At 37.4% G+C, this 19,295-nt stretch carries 20 protein-coding genes; 9 read left to right on the top strand and 11 right to left on the bottom strand.

Annotated elements, in window-relative coordinates; all coding sequences use genetic code 11:
- Positions 1-358: 358 nt before the first annotated feature.
- The 5 genes from AC1M86_RS12485 to AC1M86_RS12465 form a co-directional block, all read right to left on the bottom strand.
- Positions 359-2,236 carry a 5'-nucleotidase C-terminal domain-containing protein gene (locus AC1M86_RS12485; RefSeq protein ID WP_481608079.1) on the bottom strand — a complete coding sequence of 626 codons (1,878 nt, stop codon included), beginning with the start codon at positions 2,234-2,236 and terminating at the stop codon, positions 359-361.
- 62 nt (positions 2,237-2,298) lie between these two features.
- Positions 2,299-3,894 carry an FAD-dependent oxidoreductase gene (locus tag AC1M86_RS12480; protein WP_481608078.1) on the bottom strand — a complete coding sequence of 532 codons (1,596 nt, stop codon included), beginning with the start codon at positions 3,892-3,894 and terminating at the stop codon, positions 2,299-2,301.
- Complete coding sequence (locus tag AC1M86_RS12475; RefSeq protein WP_481593702.1) at positions 3,891-4,352, bottom strand: hypothetical protein; 462 nt, start codon at positions 4,350-4,352, stop codon at positions 3,891-3,893. The genes AC1M86_RS12480 and AC1M86_RS12475 overlap by 4 nt, the downstream gene beginning before the upstream one ends.
- 162 nt (positions 4,353-4,514) lie before the next feature.
- Positions 4,515-5,129 carry a YidB family protein gene (locus AC1M86_RS12470; RefSeq protein ID WP_481593701.1) on the bottom strand — a complete coding sequence of 205 codons (615 nt, stop codon included), beginning with the start codon at positions 5,127-5,129 and terminating at the stop codon, positions 4,515-4,517.
- Between the two features lie 101 nt (positions 5,130-5,230).
- Complete coding sequence (locus AC1M86_RS12465; protein ID WP_481608077.1) at positions 5,231-5,698, bottom strand: DUF6231 family protein; 468 nt, start codon at positions 5,696-5,698, stop codon at positions 5,231-5,233.
- 31 nt (positions 5,699-5,729) lie between these two features.
- Between AC1M86_RS12465 and AC1M86_RS12460 the strand changes: the two genes are divergently transcribed.
- Positions 5,730-6,605 (top strand): DUF2797 domain-containing protein, encoded by an 876-nt coding sequence (locus AC1M86_RS12460; protein WP_092767828.1) that lies wholly within the window; start codon positions 5,730-5,732, stop codon positions 6,603-6,605.
- A 35-nt stretch (positions 6,606-6,640) separates the two neighbouring features.
- Here AC1M86_RS12460 and lpxB read toward each other — a convergent pair whose 3' ends face one another.
- Complete coding sequence (gene lpxB / locus AC1M86_RS12455; protein WP_481597819.1) at positions 6,641-7,810, bottom strand: lipid-A-disaccharide synthase; 1,170 nt, start codon at positions 7,808-7,810, stop codon at positions 6,641-6,643.
- A 186-nt stretch (positions 7,811-7,996) separates the two neighbouring features.
- Between lpxB and AC1M86_RS12450 the strand changes: the two genes are divergently transcribed.
- The 3 genes from AC1M86_RS12450 to AC1M86_RS12440 all read left to right on the top strand — a co-directional run bounded on the left by AC1M86_RS12450 (position 7,997) and on the right by AC1M86_RS12440 (position 10,797).
- On the top strand, positions 7,997-8,872 hold the full coding sequence (locus AC1M86_RS12450) for a sulfite exporter TauE/SafE family protein (RefSeq protein ID WP_035269154.1): 876 nt from the start codon (positions 7,997-7,999) through the stop codon (positions 8,870-8,872).
- A gap of 261 nt (positions 8,873-9,133) precedes the next feature.
- Positions 9,134-10,225, top strand: coding sequence for a 3-deoxy-7-phosphoheptulonate synthase (locus tag AC1M86_RS12445; RefSeq protein ID WP_051586615.1), 1,092 nt, complete (start codon positions 9,134-9,136; stop codon positions 10,223-10,225).
- Positions 10,226-10,272: 47 nt separating this feature from the next.
- On the top strand, positions 10,273-10,797 hold the full coding sequence (locus AC1M86_RS12440) for a protein-tyrosine phosphatase family protein (RefSeq protein WP_481593697.1): 525 nt from the start codon (positions 10,273-10,275) through the stop codon (positions 10,795-10,797).
- A gap of 10 nt (positions 10,798-10,807) precedes the next feature.
- Here the strand turns inward: AC1M86_RS12440 and ispF are convergent, their stop codons facing one another.
- Entirely contained in the window at positions 10,808-11,293 is a 486-nt protein-coding gene (gene ispF / locus AC1M86_RS12435) for a 2-C-methyl-D-erythritol 2,4-cyclodiphosphate synthase (protein ID WP_481593696.1), read from the bottom strand.
- 98 nt (positions 11,294-11,391) lie between these two features.
- On the opposite strand from ispF, the gene AC1M86_RS12430 reads away from it, so the two are divergent.
- Positions 11,392-12,045 (top strand): A1S_1983 family putative colistin resistance protein, encoded by a 654-nt coding sequence (locus AC1M86_RS12430; protein WP_481608083.1) that lies wholly within the window; start codon positions 11,392-11,394, stop codon positions 12,043-12,045.
- A gap of 23 nt (positions 12,046-12,068) precedes the next feature.
- On the opposite strand, the gene AC1M86_RS12425 is transcribed toward AC1M86_RS12430, so the two are convergent.
- The 4 genes from AC1M86_RS12425 to AC1M86_RS12410 form a co-directional block, all read right to left on the bottom strand.
- A complete protein-coding gene (locus AC1M86_RS12425; RefSeq protein ID WP_481608076.1) occupies positions 12,069-12,917 on the bottom strand; it encodes an EamA family transporter in 849 nt (282 codons plus the stop codon).
- Positions 12,918-12,995: 78 nt separating this feature from the next.
- Positions 12,996-14,033 (bottom strand): class II fructose-bisphosphate aldolase, encoded by a 1,038-nt coding sequence (fba, locus tag AC1M86_RS12420; protein ID WP_035269168.1) that lies wholly within the window; start codon positions 14,031-14,033, stop codon positions 12,996-12,998.
- Between the two features lie 132 nt (positions 14,034-14,165).
- Positions 14,166-14,414: a hypothetical protein gene (locus tag AC1M86_RS12415; protein ID WP_035269170.1), complete on the bottom strand. Its 249-nt coding sequence runs from the start codon at positions 14,412-14,414 to the stop codon at positions 14,166-14,168.
- 120 nt (positions 14,415-14,534) lie between these two features.
- Positions 14,535-15,722 carry a phosphoglycerate kinase gene (locus AC1M86_RS12410; protein ID WP_481608075.1) on the bottom strand — a complete coding sequence of 396 codons (1,188 nt, stop codon included), beginning with the start codon at positions 15,720-15,722 and terminating at the stop codon, positions 14,535-14,537.
- Between the two features lie 138 nt (positions 15,723-15,860).
- Between AC1M86_RS12410 and AC1M86_RS12405 the strand changes: the two genes are divergently transcribed.
- The 4 genes from AC1M86_RS12405 to AC1M86_RS12390 all read left to right on the top strand — a co-directional run bounded on the left by AC1M86_RS12405 (position 15,861) and on the right by AC1M86_RS12390 (position 19,212).
- Positions 15,861-16,244 (top strand): DUF2237 family protein, encoded by a 384-nt coding sequence (locus tag AC1M86_RS12405; RefSeq protein WP_035269188.1) that lies wholly within the window; start codon positions 15,861-15,863, stop codon positions 16,242-16,244.
- Positions 16,244-16,855 (top strand): Maf family protein, encoded by a 612-nt coding sequence (locus AC1M86_RS12400; protein ID WP_481592480.1) that lies wholly within the window; start codon positions 16,244-16,246, stop codon positions 16,853-16,855. The genes AC1M86_RS12405 and AC1M86_RS12400 overlap by 1 nt, the downstream gene beginning before the upstream one ends.
- Positions 16,856-17,205: 350 nt before the next feature.
- A complete protein-coding gene (locus AC1M86_RS12395) occupies positions 17,206-17,811 on the top strand; it encodes a hypothetical protein (protein WP_481608074.1) in 606 nt (201 codons plus the stop codon).
- Positions 17,812-18,045: 234 nt separating this feature from the next.
- Complete coding sequence (locus AC1M86_RS12390; RefSeq protein ID WP_481608073.1) at positions 18,046-19,212, top strand: ribosomal protein uL16 3-hydroxylase; 1,167 nt, start codon at positions 18,046-18,048, stop codon at positions 19,210-19,212.
- Positions 19,213-19,295: the final 83 nt, after the last annotated feature.

Here is a 19,295-nt window from a genome sequence, read left to right as displayed (position 1 = left end):
AATTTCTACCAATTATTAATGATAATATATATCGATCAATCAACCAGTAAAAATCCACACAAGTTGTTCTTCATAATCTCTTAATGATCTTTCTAACATCTCGTCAATGCTAGAAGCTGGACTCGAAACACTTAACAACTCAGCAACCTGCTTCGCTCGTTTCCGTGTATCTCGTCGGTATGGGGTGCATTCTATAGATTTTTTCTTCCCTTGCAACCCCTTATTTAAACAAAAACTCATGCATGTTTATTTTTTAAGCAAATTTATGTTTTTTACACTAAAAAATACACAAAAACGATTAATTAAATTAAAAAACCCCAATTAAATTGAGGTTTTTCAGATCAAAAAGCTCTAAATCTTATTCTATGTATTTTTGAGTACTATAATATGAAGTAGGTAATTTTCGAATTGTTTTTATTTCGTGATCACCATCTATCGAATTTAAGTAATTTAAGAATGCTTCTGCATAGTCTAGTCCAACTTCTATTCGACGATCACCTGTAATTTTTTTTAATGTATGATAGTAATCAGCACCATCAGCTAAAAAATTGATAGTTACAATTTTATATAACTGATTTAAATCTAATGGCACAAGCTGGTCAGACCCATTTCTGACTTGAATATTTGTAATACGCTTTCCAATAGGCTGCGTTATATCAACTTGCCAAGCTAATCCAGCCGTATACGGATAACTTCCAGTATTTTTTTGTTCAATCACGCCTGAAATGGCATCTTCAAGCGTATCTTTAATTTCTTGACCAGTCATATTCAATTGAACAAGCGTATTTTTGAAAGGTAAGACTTGGTAGATATCTGCTACAGTGATATTTCCTTTCGCCAAATCAACTCTTACTCCACCTGCATTTTGAAATGAAATATCAGCATTAAAATATTCTTTGCCTTGTTTAAGAAATGCTTCGGCAACCATTTGTTGAATATCACCACCATGGGCATCGACATGCGCATTCAAATTACACACATCACCTAAAGATGATCGTGAGCGATCAAATTGAGTTCCCGGCACACGTCTTGAACATAAATTATCAACTGCCTGCCCAACAACTTTGGCTGCAAATAATTTTTTAGATTGCTTATAGGGCTCTAAGACACTCAAAATACTTTGATCTTCTTTAACAATAGAAAAAGGTGCTTGTTCTTTTTCGAATTGATGTTCTATATATTTTTTTTCTTGATCACTGACTCTTTCATTATTTTGCTTACGTTTAAAATCATCGCCAATTAATACATGCGGTGTGCCCACACAACTTTTAACCGCACCATCTGCATCAAATTTTACGTTAAGCTCACCAACCACATAACTGTATTGCCATGCTTGAGCAACACAAACAGTTTCGCCATTTTTATTTTTCAGTTGTAATGGGTAGGCAGCGACAGGAGACATACCATACTTTTCTAATATATGAGGTCCAAACAATGTGTGGGAGTCGCCTCCAATAATCACATCCACATCCGTAAGTTCTTGTGCTAATTTTTGATCTAGTTCATAGCCTACATGTGTTTGTAAAATAATTTTTTTAATTCCCTGTTTTTTGAGTTGATTAATCTCATTTTGAGCTACTGTAATTTCATCTCGGAATAATGTGTCTTGATTTGGTTGAGAGGAGTTTTTAGTTTTTGATGCAATGGTGAGCCCCACAACCCCATATTTTTCCCCATCCCGCTCAAGAACAATAGATTTTTGAATCCGATCTGTCTGATATAAAGGTGAACTCACCCCAAATTCAACATTTGCAGAAAGAATCTCTGCTCGCTCTTTACACTGTCCTTCGTCTAAAAAACCAATAAAATCTTTTAAGCCTTGATCTTTTGCATCAAATTCATGATTTCCCAAGGTGAAAGTATCAAAACACACTGTATTCATCATTTCAGCATCAGCTTTTCCATTTGAGAGGTTGTAATACAAATCTCCTGTTATCGCATCACCAGCATGAATTTTCACTACATTCTGATGATTTTCTGCCATTAGATTCATAAATGTTGCTACACGAGAAAATCCACCACGGGAAACGACTAGTTGTTCTTCACCATGACCTAAATCGAAATTAAAGCTAAGCTCTTCACCATCTAAATGGGAGTGATGGTCATTAATATGAAGAATTTTCAACTCTGAGGGTTGTGTAATATTAGGATTAGATTTTTGGTCATCTCCACCACAACTACTTAGCAATAACGATGTCGTTAATAGAAGACCTGTTATTTTTATCTTGTTCTTCATTTGAATACTCCTTTTTTTAAACCAAGAGTATTCAACGAAGATATGACATTATGATGGTGGATTTATGACACTTTATCGAAATAACTAATTTTATATTTTTCTGCAAATCGCTCAGCTAATGCCGTAATGGTCAAACTCGGATTAACACCAACATTCACAGGAATCGCACTCCCATCAACCACATATAAGCCTTGATAGCCAAAAACCTGATGATTAGAGTCAATCACACCTTTAGAGGAATCCTCAGCCATAACTGCACCACCCAATATATGCGCTGTAACAGATAAGTGCCCCATACTTTCCAATATATTATTCTGTGCTTGACCACCACTTACTTCAGCAAATTTTTCTGCAGCTTCATTTGCTAACGGTATAAAAGACGGCGCTCTTTCTCCAACTGAAACCTGCGTTTTCAAAAAACGCCTAAAACCTCTGAGTGCAGTACGTCCATATACAAATCGTATTTGATTGTCTGCCTGTTGCATGACGGTTAATACAGTGACACGTTTATGCCAGTTTTTAGAACGCCATGATCGAGTTGAAACAAAGGGGTGCAGAAAAAAATGCTTTAAAACATGGAGTGCACGTTTTATAGGTTGATCGCCATTGACCAGTGGTCCCATATAAAACTTCATAAACTCATAACTTGCTGGAAATCGATTCTGAGTAATATGTGTTTTGTCATCTGCATGAAAATGACTGGAAATGGTCGTCCCTCTCGTTAAATCTATTGTTTTATCATTATTAGAGATTGCAACAATCGCCTCACTATTGGTTCGAATATGTTCACCTAACTGACCAGAAATATTCGGTAAGGTTTTATACACATCTCTTGAAGCAAACAAAATTTCAACAGTTCCTATAACACCTGCGGATAAAATGACCTGTTTAGCAAAGTAATCTTGTTTTTCTTTGGAGTTAAATGACTGATATGTATGAATGATATATTTTCCATCAACATGTGAAAGATGAGTTACTTTGGTTTCTGGAAGAATCTCAACTCCATTGTTTTCTGCAAGATATAAATAGTTTTTATCCAAACTATTCTTCGCACCCTGCGCACACCCCGTTATACAATTTCCGCACTGATTACAGCCTATTCGTTCGGGACCTTGACCATTCAAAAGTGGATCACTCACCCATTGATGAGGATCACCAAAGTAAATTCCCTGTGGTACAGTGTCAAAACTATCTCCAGAACCCATTTTTTCTGCTGTTTGTTTTAACCACTCATCTTGCTGATCTTTATATGGATTTGAACTTACACCTAGCATGGACTGAGCCATCTGATAGTGCGGTTGTAATTCCCTCTCCCAGTCTTCTGACAAATGACTCCAAGTTGGATCACGATAAAACTTTTGACCTGGTTTTAACAACACAGCAGCATAAACAACACTGCCACCACCAACGGCAACCCCTCGAACCACACCCATATGTTGGAATACGTCTTGTGCAAGAAAACCCTTCATCCCTAACGTCGGTGCCCAATTTAAGTATTTAGAACTCCGACTTGCTCGATGTAAATCATCTTCAGTGAGCCTTCTTCCCTGCTCTAGCACAGCTACTTTTAATCCAAGCTCAGACAATCTTAGCGCAGCTACACTTCCACCAAAGCCTGAACCTACAATAATGACATCATATTCAAATTTTGATTTCATACATCACGACTTAGAATAAATGGAAATGAAAAATGCTTTAAAAAAGGAAGATTAATGATAGTCATACATAACATCGTATGTTCATCAAGCTGTCTTAACTCATCAACCACCCAACGCCATGGAATTGGTGCTGTCTTGCCATAATACAAGGCGATCGTTTGTTTTCCATCAATCAAAGACGCCTCTTCTAGACACTCCATTTGAAGCTTTTCACTTCTCTGCCCGCGATTGAGTAAAATATTAGTGACTAAATTTTGATTGATGAATTTTTTCCCAAACCATCCCCCCAATCCACTTAAAAATAAACTCGGTGCTGCAGACACTCTTAACCACCAAGGACCAATAAACTGAGCCTTATATTCTCCTTGTCTCATGGCAAGTGGCGCGGATGAAAGTTGTTGATAGGTTGCCTTAATCGAGGACAACGAAGCAGTGATTAAATGCTCCTTACGGATCATGAATTTCTCCCTCAATGATTTTTGTTTTATTCAGCATGTCCTATGCTTCTTTATGAAATATATCAATCGTTTAAATTTTATTCCACATACATCCTTTGATCGATTACATAAAAAAAGCCGAATGTATGTCACATCCGGCTTTTAACTCAAATTAATTTCACTTTATTTCTTTAAAAATCCTGATACAAGATTCAACACATTTTGTATATCTGAATTCGCTTCTTGTGGATCGGTCTTATTTGCTTGAGGTGTAAGCGAATCAATAATTTGTGGTAAGACTGAAGAAATCGCACTGTATACATCCTGTTTAGGAACTTGCGCTTCTTGTGCAACTTGCTCTACATCTTGCTGATCAAATAAATTTTGAACCTGTTGCGTGCTGACATTGGCATTTTCGCCAGGACCAGTTGAAACCCAATCATCCACTTGACTCGTCAGACCCTGACCTTTCAGTTGATCAAGTGCACCTTGCAAACCGCCATTTTTTTGAATCCAATTGAGAATTAAAGGAACTACTGCGATTAATAAGGTTTGAGCGTTTAGACCTGATGATTTGCCTACACCACCAGATTGACTACCCGATAAACCACCAAGTACAGATCCCAAAATCCCTCCCAATCCACCTTGTTGTTGGTTTTGATTGGTCTGATTATTTTGTCCCGTTAAACTCCCGAGTACCGAACCAAGTACACCACCCAATCCCGATTGATTAGATTGTGGATTACCGCCTAAAGCCTGTTTCGCTAAAACTTCAACGATATTACTTAAATTTGTCATCAAAACACCTTTACATTCTTATTTTCATTGATCAGCATATCGTTAAAAACATGGCTTTGTACATTGAAATTGTTGTGTTTTGATAAACTCAAAGTTTGCCATTACCATCGAAACTTATTCCAATTTTCTGGATTAGCCCAAAACTTAGAATTAAACCAATCTGGCACATGCTTATAATTCAAAATATTGAATTGCCATAAGGCGAAATCTTGGTCTGTATTTTTTTGCTCAATGAGCTGCGTGAATCCCAGACTTCTTAATAATTGTTCATCTGCAATATGACTCAACACGACGATTCTTTTTGCCATTAAATCACGCAGTTTTACCAGCATTTGTGATTTATGATGGGTTGATAGTGTATCCATCTGTTCATTATTTAAAATCACAACACCTAGATCATAGCGTTGCTGAAAAGGAAGCATTAAAAATTCAGTTACGTTAAAATGATTCCATTGGATTGTTTGAGCATAGTCTTGGCTGAGATCCTGACCAAGACATACGGCAGTTTGAATTGGCTGTTCTTTAGATAAATCGTCTAGCATTGACGTGATGACATTTTTCTCAGCCATGAGCTGCACCTTATTTGAGTGAGATTAAAGCATGGAATTACAGGGCATTTGTCATAAAATGCACGCTGGTTTAACCAACCTAAGTGTAACTGAACAACAAACACAACAGGCAAATGTTGAATATAAATTTATTTTAGATCGTTCAGAAATCAATCTCCCGTTCAACTTAGGTCAAGAAATTGAAATTGAATGGACCGGCAAAATTTACTGTGTTTCCTGTGGGAATAAAACACCAAAATCATACTCCCAAGGTCACTGCTTTAAATGCATGAAAACGAAAGCAGCCTGTGATATGTGTATTATGAAGCCAGAAACATGCCATTACCATTTAGGGACTTGTCGTGAAGAAAGCTTTGCTCAAGAAGTATGCTTTCAACCCCATATTGTCTATCTTGCCAATTCAAGTGCATTAAAGGTTGGCATTACCCGTTTAGGTCAAATGCCAACACGTTGGCTAGATCAAGGGGCTACCCAAGCTTTACCTATTATGAAAGTGGGCTCTCGTCGGTTATCAGGACAACTTGAAGTCATGTTTGGTACGCAAGTCGCTGATAAAACAGACTGGAGAAAATTGCTGAAAGGTGAAGCGGAAAAGGTAAATTTGTTAGAGATCAGAGATGAATTGCTCACGGAGTTTGAACCTCAAATTGAAACTATTCGAGATGAGTTCAGCATGAGCCTAGATTTCAATGAAAATGTAGAAATTTTAGAAAACGAACTTCCTCGTGAATTCATTTATCCTGTCGATCAATATCCTGAAAAAATTAAATCGCATAACTTAGACAAAACGCCAGTCATACGTGGAAAACTGCACGGTATCAAAGGACAATATCTGATTATGGACACAGGTGTAATCAATATACGCAAATATACGGGTTATGAATTAAAAATTCGTGCTGATTCATAATGCTAAATCAATAAAGCCTCAATATGAGGCTTTTTTTAAAGGATAGATAGAATTGCGTGCACTGGATCTTCATTTTGATCCGACAATAGTTGCTTGTGCATCGTCAACAATTGCATAGATTGTATTTTTGAGTTTTCGATATTCATCAACAACTCAATCTCATGTGCTAAGTTTTCTGGAGTTGCATCATTCTGGATTAACTCCTGAATTACTTTTTTACCTGCAATAATATTAGGTAAAGAATAATAAGGAATTTTCACTAAAAGTTTCGCAATCCAGTAGGTCAAACTATTTAATTTATAAAAAGTCACCATGGGACGATGCAATAACATCGCCTCAAGTGTTGCAGTACCCGATGCCAACGCCACAATATCACTGGCATCCATGACCATCCGACCTATTTTAGATTCCGCATCAATATTTTCCATTAACTTGATATTATCTCTGAGCCTATCTGGGTAACCTATTAAGATCTGCTCAATTTGTTGTTTACGAGCCTCATTGATGGCTGGAATTAAAAATTGATACTCAGGATATTTTTGATGGACAATCTTCGCTGCATCTAATACAAGCGGCCCTAACTTATCAACTTCACCACGACGACTTCCAGGCAGTAATGCGATATGTTTTTGTGCAGGATTTAAACCAAGCGCCTGCTTTGCATCGAGTATAGGATTTTCCAGCGGTAATTGATTAGCGAGAGGATGTCCAACAAATACCGCTGGCACATTAAATCGATCATAAAAAGTTTTTTCGAATGGGAATAGGCAAAGCACCAAGTCAATTGAGGCTTTAATCCCATGAACACGACCTTGACGCCATGCCCAAACTGAAGGACTCACATATTGAACAGTCTTAATTGGCAACGATTTTTGCTTTATTTTTTTTGCTAAGCGTAAGTTAAAATCTGGTGCGTCAATCCCTATAAAAATATCAACAGGTTGTTTAGTCCATTGATCAACCAAGCCATCTCGAACCGCAAAAAGTTTTTTAATATCTTTTAATACTTCAACAATTCCCATCACCGATAGAATATCCATCGCATAATAGCTTTTAAAACCCTCTGCAATCATTTGAGGACCGCCAATTCCTTCAAATTCAGCATCAATTCCCTGCTCTCGAAAACGACGTATTAATTTGGCGCCTAAGGTATCACCTGAAACTTCACCAACCACAATGCCAATTCTAAGTTTTCGATTTTGCAAATGAATATCCTCTCTCATGCTCTACAAGTATCTTAACATAAGCAGCTCATAACAGATTGAGTTCTTGAAATATCTTAACTTAGCAATGCTTTATCTTATTTTTGAATAAGTAAATGAATAATCAAGACAACAGCTTATATTCAAAAATCATAAGATATGCCGGTTTTCTGATAAGTAGCACAAACGATGTACGGTTCTATTGAATATATTTTAGCAGGTGTTTTAGTTGGTTTCTGTGTAGGGGTCACTGGCGTGGGTGGTGGCTCACTTATGACCCCTATCTTGATTGGTTTATTTAAAATTGAACCACATATTGCGATTGGTACAGATCTACTTTATGCCGCGATTTCTAAGTTTTGCGGCTCTTTTGTACATGCAAAAAAACTTAATATTGTTTGGCCTATCGTCATTTGGCTCGCGATCGGAAGTATTCCAGCCTCTTTAGCCACAACTTGGGTTTTAGACAACTATTTGAGTCAATCCACACATTACAAAGCCATTCTCACGATGGTCTTAGGCTTTATGCTGACCATTACTGGTATTTCAATTGTATTCCGTACACAGGTAGAAAAATTCTTCAAAAAATTTTCCAAAGAAGTTACTGAACAGGAAGTTGAATTAACTCGAGAAAAATTAAAGCAGAAGCGTTTATATATAGCTTTAATGGGTATTGTACTGGGTATTTTTGTGACCTTATCTTCAGTTGGCGCGGGTGCATTCGGCATTATGGCGCTGATCATCATGTTCCCTAATTTACCTATGATTAGAATTATTGGTTCTGACGTTGTACATGCAGTTTTACTGACGCTCGTGGCAGGTATGGGGCATATGAATTCAGGTAATGTGGATTTCAATTTATTAATGTGGCTTTTAGTCGGATCGATTCCTGCAATCATCGTTGGTACGCTGGTGAGCTCCCATTTACCTGAAAAAATTATTCGCAAGGTACTGGGCATCACCTTATTTGCCATTGGTGTTAACTTCATGCTTAATCCAGTCAAAGCGAAACCTGTGACCGCACCTGAGGCAGTTATTGAAACCTCAACTCAAGCCCAGTCTTAATTAATATCATGTTCAAACTGTAACCTCAGTGAAGCTGTATAATTCACTGAGGTGAAATTAAATGATTTATTCAATTTAATAATTTTCAAAAATTAAATCATTCTATACAATACAAGTAGAAACTCTGATTAATACCAAAAAGACAATTTCATTACTTTTTTTTATTAAATCCATTCAACTTTTTGATAACAAATGATCTACTGAATCATGCTATATTCAATAGATTGAACATTTTCTTGTAAAAACGAACCAGTGACGGCAATGAATACTTTACAGTCAAATTCTATCACCCAAAACGACATTGATGACGTGAATGTACAAAGCATTCAGCCTCTTGTTACTCCTGCTGAATTAAAAACAGAATTACCGTTAACTGATAATGCATACCAAACAGTCCTAAAAGGTCGTGAAACTGTACGTAATATCTTAGATGGCAACGACAAACGTTTATTCGTAGTCATTGGACCGTGCTCTATTCACGATCCTGCAGCAGCTCATGATTATGCTGATCGTTTAAAAGTTTTAAGCGAAAAAGTGAAAGACACGCTTTATATCATCATGCGCGTGTATTTCGAGAAGCCTCGTACAACAGTGGGTTGGAAAGGCTTAATTAATGACCCTGACATGAATGACTCTTTCAATATTGAAAAAGGTTTACGTTTAGGCCGTAAATTATTGCTTGAACTCAATGAGAAAGGCCTGCCATGCGCAACTGAAGCGCTTGATCCAAACTCTCCACAGTACTACCAAGACTTAATTTCTTGGTCAGCAATCGGTGCACGTACAACAGAGAGCCAAACACACCGAGAGATGTCTTCAGGTTTATCATCTCCAGTTGGCTTTAAAAATGGTACGGATGGCGGTCTCACTGTTGCGACCAATGCGATGCAATCTGTAAAACATGGTCATAGTTTCCTTGGCTTAAATGACCAAGGTCAAGTTTCGGTCATTCGTACTAAAGGCAACCAATATGCCCATGTCGTGTTACGTGGTGGTAATGGCAAACCGAATTATGATGCTGGCTCTGTAGCAGAAGCTGAAAATGCATTGGCGAAAGCAAAAGTAAGTAACAAGATCATGATTGATGCGAGTCATGCCAATTCTAATAAAGACCCATACCTTCAGCCATTGGTTCTAAAAAATATCACTGAACAAATTTTAGATGGCAATAAATCGATCGTAGGTATTATGGTTGAAAGTCATTTAAAAGGTGGCCGCCAAGATATTCCTGCAAATCTTTGCGATTTAGAGTATGGTAAGTCTGTTACAGATGGATGCATCGATTGGGAAACAACTGAAAAAGTTTTGTTGGAAATGGATGCAGCTTTGAAAGACGTTCTACCACAACGTTAATCAGATAAAACGCCATCACACGATGGCGTTTTTTATAAGGTTAAATCATGGATCAACTCGAAAAAGAACTTAGCTCAATCCCCCATTTTCAATTTGTTCATGAGCATTTGTTTAGCTCAGGTCAGCCAAACGAAGAACAACTTAAATCGATTAAAGCTTATGGTATCGATACTATCATTAATCTCGCTTTTACTGATGCTACACCGAATTTAAATCATGAAGATCGCGTAAGTGCTGAAATTGGTCTTAACTACATCCAAGTCCCTATTGATCCAGAATTTCCACATGATGATCAATGTTTATTTGTACTCGATCTGATCGATCATCTCGTGAAAGAGAAAATGGTCTGGATACATTGCACCAAAAATCATCAATGTAGTTCATTAATCTATCTGTACCGACTACATTATATGAATATGGATTTACCTACTGCACATGAGCTATTACACCAAGTATGGGAACCCAACAACACTTGGACTGGCTTAATGCACGCGGTCGGCTTACAGTTGCAAGGACGTAAAGCTACTCAAGAACTGCAAGCCTCTTTGATGAAAGCGCAAAACTTTGAATGATCGAAATTGCTCATTGATGACTAATTAATACGGTCGCTGTAGACAGGATTCCTTCCTGACGACCAGTAAACCCTAATTTTTCAGTGGTAGTGGCTTTAATACTAATCTGATTGATATCCACATCAAGTACATCTGCAATACTTTGACGCATATCCAAATTATGTTTCGCTAATTTTGGACGCTCACAAGCCACTGTAATATCCACGTTATTCAGTTGATAACCACGATCCAATATCAACTGATAAACATGCTTTAATAAAACCTTACTGTCCGCGCCTTTGAACTGTTCATCAGTATCTGGAAAGTGCTGTCCAATATCACCGAGCGCTAAAGCACCCAACAATGCATCACAAAGTGCATGTAAAACTACATCTCCATCAGAGTGTGCTTTCAAACCATGTGTATGCGGAATACGAATACCAGCCAATGTGACATAATCGCCTTCCTCAAAAGCATGAACATCAATACCTTGACCTATACGAATAGCTAAGCTCACATTGAACTCCTTTACACAGTTTTTGAAAATGAAATCTTGTATTCTTTGATTCTTGTTCGCTATAGTAGATGCGCAAACATTTGAAAGTATAAGCGATGATGTTGTCAAAAAGCGTATCAAGTTGGATGAAACCTTTAATTTCTATCTTTTTCATTGGATTAAGCAGTGTTTCTGTCGCACAGGCACAACTTATTCAATGCGATAAGCCTCAATCAAGTTTTAAAAATTCCATGATTTGTGCTGTTGATTTTTCATCTTTGAGAGATGAATTGAATGAACGCTTTTTAACATCCTACTTAGTTACCGATGCTCCAACTCGATTAATTCAAGATACACAACAGCTTTGGCTGAATCGACTGCAGCAGTGTAAAAATAAAAATTGTGCGTCATTACAAATCAATCAACGCATTGATGATTTAAACTTTTACATGTCGATGAATCAAACACTCACTCAACATTACATTAAGTTTGAACAAGGTAAAATTGCAGCGCAACCTGTACACCTTAAGATTCATCAATTGAGCAAGGATCGCGTTAAAATTGAAGGTATTGCTTATCGTAGCCCTAACAATCGCCTAGAAACCCAGACCATCCCATTATTGGCTTATACAACCACTCAAAACAAACACGAAATTATTGATAATGAGCATGATTGTCAGTACAAACTCAAATATGAAAAATCATTACTGATTGTCTCAACTGAGCAAACAGGCTGTGAGCGCTTTAGTGGAATCTATCGACTATATGATTAAACAGAATGTATGCAAGTTCACAGTTAAATTGCGAATGCTAAACACAGCACCCCTGTGATCGCTAACAGAATACCTAAGCTGTTTTTTAGGGTTATTTTTTCTTTAAAAACTAATATACCTGCGATCACACCTAACACTACGACCAAAATATTCATGCCAGCGAATACAATTGTGGGTGAATCCTTTAACAACATATGTGCTTTCACATAAAGTGCAATATTGGCAAAATTCAATACACCTAAACTTAGTCCAGCAAGAAAATTTTGCAAAGTCCATGATGTTTGACGCAGGGACAAATATCCCATGGAAATAATGAAAGCAAACACAAACATCAAGTTTAAACTGACTGCAAATTTTAACCCTAGACTTGTACTGTATTTTAACAGGACATCTACGAGCGCATAGCCAAGCCAAACTGCAAACAAATACATTCCTGCTTTTTTTGTTTGCAATGTTGGTGTTGATGTTTTAGAGAAAATGATCAAAACAATTGCACCCAAACCCAATGCAATACCAATCAATTTCAGGGTGCTAAATTTTTCTTGGAAAAGAAAATAGGCTGCCAACAATGAAAGAACAACGGATAATCTTTGCGCGATTTCAGTTCTGATAATTCCAGCTTGATCAAGTGATTTGGAAAGCAGCAAGAATATTGAGGGTAAAGCTATTCCCAACAACCCAATAAGCCACCAAGGTGTGGAGGTTAATGATATTTGGTAGAGATCTGGCTTAAACCAAAAAAAACAGAGTATCGTGGCGATAGCATAATTCCATGCAATCATTTGCATGTCATCAAATCCACGAGATTTACTAAACTTCAGTAAAATCGATACTAGTACGCTGCACAAAGCTGCTGAAAAAATCAGTTCCATAATTTGCTCTTATTTTTTTATTCAAGAAAAAGCCCACAATCACTGTGGGCTTTTTAAAATTATAAATAATTTTATTAATTATTTATAACGATCTACCATTTTCTCTAAAGAAATTGGACGAATCTTGTCAGCATGACCTGCTGTGCCAAATGCAGTATAACGATCTACACAGATTTGCTTCATTGCTTCAACAGTTTGAGCAAAGAATTTACGTGGATCAAATTCGCTTGGTTTTTCAGCCATCATACGACGCATAGCACCTGTTGAAGCTAAACGTAAGTCAGTGTCGATATTGATTTTACGTACACCGTGTTTAATTGCTTCAACCAACTGCTCAACAGGAACACCATAAGTTTCTTTGATGTCACCACCGTATTGGTTAATAATCGCTAACCATTCTTGTGGAACTGAACTTGAACCATGCATTACAAGATGAGTATTTGGAAGTGCAGCGTGGATCTCTTTAATACGATCGATCGCTAAAATATCACCTGTAGGTGGACGCGTAAATTTATAAGCGCCGTGTGAAGTACCAACTGCAATTGCTAACGCATCAACGTTAGTATCAGCGACAAATTGAGTCGCCTCTTCAACCGAAGTAAGCAGTTGTGAATGATCTAGAACACCTTCAGCGCCAACACCATCCTCTTCACCAGCCAGACCAGTTTCAAGGCTACCTAGGCAACCAATCTCACCTTCTACAGATACACCACACGCATGTGCCATTTGAACAACACGACGAGTTACATCTACGTTGTAATCATAAGTTGTTGGTGTTTTACCATCTGCACCTAATGAACCATCCATCATTACTGATGAAAAGCCTAATTGGATTGAGCGTTGGCAAACGTCAGGATCAGTACCATGGTCTTGGTGCATCACAACTGGAATGTGTGGCCATTCTTCGATTGCAGCCAAAATAAGATGGCGTAAGAATGGAGCACCAGCATATTTACGAGCACCAGCAGATGCTTGAACAATAACAGGTGAATTTGTTTCATCTGCGGCTAACATAATCGCGCGCATTTGTTCTAAGTTGTTTACGTTAAACGCTGGTACGCCGTAACTATGTTCTGCGGCGTGATCCAAGAGCTGGCGCATTGAAATAAGAGCCATAATTTCCTCCCAGGTAATGCTCCATATTCTAACCTGACCTGTGTTTCAATTCAGCAACAATTGACAGTATTTCATAAAAAATCCCTGCAATTGCAGGGAGATTTTCGATTTAGTACTGATTGATGTACGAAATCACTCCGCCGTTGCTTGATCAGCAGGTGCATTTGCAACTTCTTCAGGAACATCAGTATTATTTTCATCTTGTAATGGCTGATCAATAGCATCGATAGCCGCTTGTTGTTCAGCACTAATATCTGATGCTTCAACAGCAACTTCTGATGTTGATGTTTGATCTGCAGCTGGTGCACTTTCTTGTTTAGAACAAGCCGTCATAGCAAGAGTAGCAGCCAATAGTGCAATTACGCCTAATTGTAATTTCATGATGTTATTCCGCATGATAAATCAGATTATGATCATAATATTTCAAAATTATTTCATTTTCATGACGAAAATTAGTCATAAAAAAAGACCTTCTTAGAAGGTCTTTTTTCTTAAATCCAATTAAGCGCGTTCAAGTAGAACAGCGACTGCTGGTAATGTCTTGCCTTCTACAAATTCAAGGAAAGCACCACCACCCGTTGAGATATAACCAATTTTGTCAGCAACTTCATACTTATCAATCGCAGCTAAAGTATCACCACCACCGGCGATAGAGAAACCTTCAGATTCTGCAATCGCTAAAGATAGCGCTTTCGTGCCCTCACCAAATTGATCAACCTCAAATACGCCTACTGGACCATTCCAAAGAATTGTTTTTGAAGTTTTTAAAATTTCAGCAAATGCTTGAGCTGTTTCTGGACCAACATCAAGAATCATGTCATTGTCAGCAACATCTTCAACTTTTTTCACTACGGCTTTTGCTGCCGCTAATGAGCCAAGGAAGTCATCAAAGTTAATTTCTGATGCGTCAGCAACAACAACATCTGTTGGCAATGGAACCGATACTTTCGCAGCAATTGCTTTAGCTGTATCGATTAAGTCATTTTCACAAAGTGATTTACCAACGTTATAGCCCGCAGCTGCTAAGAATGTATTCGCTATACCACCACCGACAATGAGCTGATCACAAATAACTGATAACGATGTTAAAACATCTAGTTTAGTCGATACTTTTGAACCCGCTACAATAGCAACCATTGGTTTTTCAGGCGTCTGAAGCGCACGACCAAGTGCATCTAATTCAGCGGCAAGTAATGGACCTGCTGCTGCAACTTTAGCAAGACGAGCCACACCTTCTGTTGATGCTTCTGCACGATGTGCAGTACCAAATGCATCCATCACAAACACATCACAAAGTGCTGCATATTTTGCTGCCAACTCTGGATTATTTTTCTTTTCGCCTGTGTTAAAGCGACAGTTTTCGAGTAACACAACTTGGCCTGGTGCAACTTCAACACCATCCAAATATTCAGTGAGTAATTTAACTTCTTGACCCAATGCTTCAGTTAAGTAGGCAGCAACAGGTGCAAGTGATTGTTCAACTTTAGGCTCACCTTCAACTGGACGACCAAGGTGAGAATAAACCATTACTGCTGCGCCTTTTTCAAGAGCGGCTTTAATTGTTGGTAATGCAGCGCGTAAACGTGCATCACTCGTAATCACACCATTTTTAACAGGAACGTTTAAGTCTTCACGGATCAGAACACGTTTACCTGCTAAATCGAGGTCAGTCATACGCTGAAAGTTCATGTATAGCTCACTTTATAGATATCAAAACCGCATAGATTCTAAATGATTATGCTAAAAAAGGTGAGTAAAATTTCAGAAAAGCTGTAGAAATCTTTAGATTTGATTATGATAGATGGAGTCGAACCACAAAGTGTTGCTATGTCTATCCATCCAGATCCAAGTATTAATCGTTTAAATGTTTTCGGCGAACCGCTCGCCAGTTGTTGTTTTGATCCTATTACAGGATATTTCAGAAATGGTTTTTGCCACACTGCGCCCTCTGATTTAGGTCAACATACAGTCTGTGCCGAAATGACGTCTGAATTCTTAAGTTTCTCGCAACGAATTGGGAATGATTTGACAACACCACTACCCGAAGTTGGTTTTCCCGGTTTAAAGCCTGGTGATTTCTGGTGTATTTGTGTGACGCGCTGGGTTGAAGCTTATCAGAATGATATGGCACCGAATTTAAAACTTCAGGCTTGTCATCAATCAGTACTTGCTTATGTCCCGATTGACATTTTAATGGAATTCTCAGTGTAATGAATCATCATGTTGCTTCAACGTCAGCAAGAATTATTTTAGCTTCTGGCAGTCAGACACGTAAGGAACTACTTAATCGATTACATATCGATTTTGAACAAATATCACCCGATATCGATGAGACTCCGCGTGGGGAAAGCCATGCCGATGATCTTGCCTATCGACTTGCATATGAAAAAGCAAAATATTTTGCTGAGAAAGATCCAGATGCGATCGTTATCGGTTCTGATCAGGTGGCTTGGCGTGAAGGCGCACCTGACATATTTATTGGAAAACCTTTATCTCCTGAAAAAGCAATCAAACAACTTCAAGCAAATTCAGGAAAAATTGTTTATTTCAGTACGGCATTGAGTGTTCAACACGCTTCATCTGGGTTTGAAGAAACCATTGTTGAACATTATAAGGTCAAATTTAGGCATTTGAATCTGGAAGAAATTCAGCGTTATGTCGCACTTGAACAACCTTTACAGTGTGCTGGAAGTTTCAAATGCGAAAGTTTGGGCATCAGCTTATTTGAAGAAATGATCGGTCAGGATCAAACAACTTTAATGGGTATGCCGATGATCCAATTGTGTAAGATTTTACGTGAATTGAAAATTCTAGTGCCTTGATACGTTGCTTATTAATAAATAAGACCGAGTTCAATGACTCGGTTTTTTTGGAATTATTTGTTACTAGCAACTGATGAATGAAATAAATACCCTATTTTTAGCTCAAATAATTACAACTGAGCTAAATTAATTTATCTACACAAAGCTGTGGAAAATTGATCGATAAGCGATCTCAAAACATAGAAATTGTAAAAAAGTTCAAATGATCATATTTGGGTTGTTCATTTCAAGTTAAGAATATGAATTACATGAACAAGTTAAGAAACTTTGTATAACATCCATTATCTTAGTTTAAGTTATCATTGTTAAAGTTTTTTTCAATTTTGGATAATATCTTTAGGGGGATACATATGCATGATAACTACTGGAATAGATTTCTACATATAGAAAAAAAACTAAAAGAATTTAGTACTCACGTAGATTTTGACATTAGAAACAATGAAACTTTTTCTATAGAAATAATGAATTTGTATCTTACAATTTGTTCAGAAATTGAAGCTATTTTTAAGGCTTGTACATCTAATATTGGTAATTCATTCAACTTTAGAGATTTTCGTGAATACTATAAAGATGAAACACAACTACAAAGTCTATCTCTCTTAAAGTCTGACGTAAAAATTAAATATACATCTTTAAAATTCACTCCATTTGATAAGATAGATAGCGATGAAACAATTTTATGGTGGAATCACCATAATAAAATTAAGCATGATCGTGAGATTAATAGAAATCTCGCGAACTTAAAAAATCTATTAGACTCAGCTAGCGCACTTTTTTTACTTAACTTAGTCTACAGATTTGTAGTTCAAGAAAAAATATACCTTATACCCCCTCCTGAAATTTTCGAAACAAAAGACTTCTTGGTCAGCATTCATTCTTCAGGAGGTGGGCTTCTATATACATCCAAAGCCTGTATAAATAGTTTTAGTGCTGAAAGCCCTTTTGATGATGATTAGTTTAGTTAATATTTGATTCAATAAATCTGCCTCATTTAACATAATGGCTGTTATACGATATGAAATTCCCCTCAAAGTGTAAATTAATTATTTCTTTAAAATAGCTATATTCATTTTTTTCATATTCATTTGTATCATCCATAAGCAAGAAAACATGCGCTTTTAAAGCCGTGTCACTTGCAGAACTTGCATCGTTCAAGGGACAATAAGCCAAACTAAATTGTAGTCCTTATTATGTCCCAAACTTTAGACGTTCTCGGCGGTATTAGCGCTGAACAATTCCTTACGGAATATTGGCAAAAAAAACCGCTCCTCGTTCGTAATGCAGTTCCTGAAATTGTGGGTTTACTTGAACCCAATGATGTTATGGAGCTTGCACTCGATGAAAACGTGACTGCACGTTTGATCAAACAAAAAGATCGTGACCCTAATCAATGGAATGTGAAGTCATCGCCACTGCTCAAAGCAGACTTCCAAAAAATGCCAAAATTATGGACACTACTCGTTCAAGCGGTCGATCACTATTCGTTTGATCTTGCTGAGTTATGGAAAAAATTTCCTTTTATTCCTCAATGGCGTCGTGAAGATATTATGGTGTCTTACGCACCACAAGGTGGTTCTGTCGGTAAACACTTCGATTTTTATGATGTATTTTTAGTTCAAGGTTACGGACATCGCCGTTGGCAATTAGGCCAAATGTGTGATGAACAGACAGCACTCGTTGCAGGTCAGCCTTTAAAACTTTTGCAAGAAATGGAAGTTCATTTTGATGAAGTTTTGGCGCCAGGAGATTTACTATATGTCCCACCTGGTCTTTCTCATTATGGCGTAGCTGAAGATGAGTGTTTAACCTATTCTTTCGGTTTCCGCATGCCAAATATCTCAGACATGATGGATAGTCTTGGTGATTCTTTTTCAGAACAAGAGCAACTGAAAAAACCATTATTAGATATCACACGCTCTGTCAGCACTGCTGTCGGCGAAATTTCAGATCATGAGCTTAGCTATTTGCGCGAACAACTTTTAGCTCAACTGCAAAATCCTGAGATGCTAAATGAAGCAATCATGTGTCTCGCTTCGCAACCTGGTTATCCTAACAATATTCCAGAAAATGACGAAATTGGAACAGGTGATTTAGAAGAAGCACTTGAAGAAGGTTATTTATTAAAAATCGAACCTGCTTCACGTTTGCTGTATAGCAACTTCAATGATGAACTTAACTTTTGGGCAAATGGAGAGCGCTTATGTATCTCCGAAGAATTTAAACCTCATTTAAAACGTATCGCTGATGGTGAAATGATCGCTTTAGATGAAAGTTTATATGATCAACATATTCTTGAAGATCTCGCTGAACTCTTGAATAGTTCGATCATTATGTTGCTTCCTTCGGAAGAAAACTAAACCTATAAATATAAATTGTTAGCTTACAGCTGTAAGCTAACAATTCACTACTTGTCTGATTCCATAGAAGTTCGTAAGGTAAT

The sequence above is a fragment of the Acinetobacter sp. ANC_7654 genome, from assembly GCF_056779855.1.
Note: the sequence above shows the minus strand (reverse complement) of the source record. Positions and strands in the feature narration are given on the sequence as shown.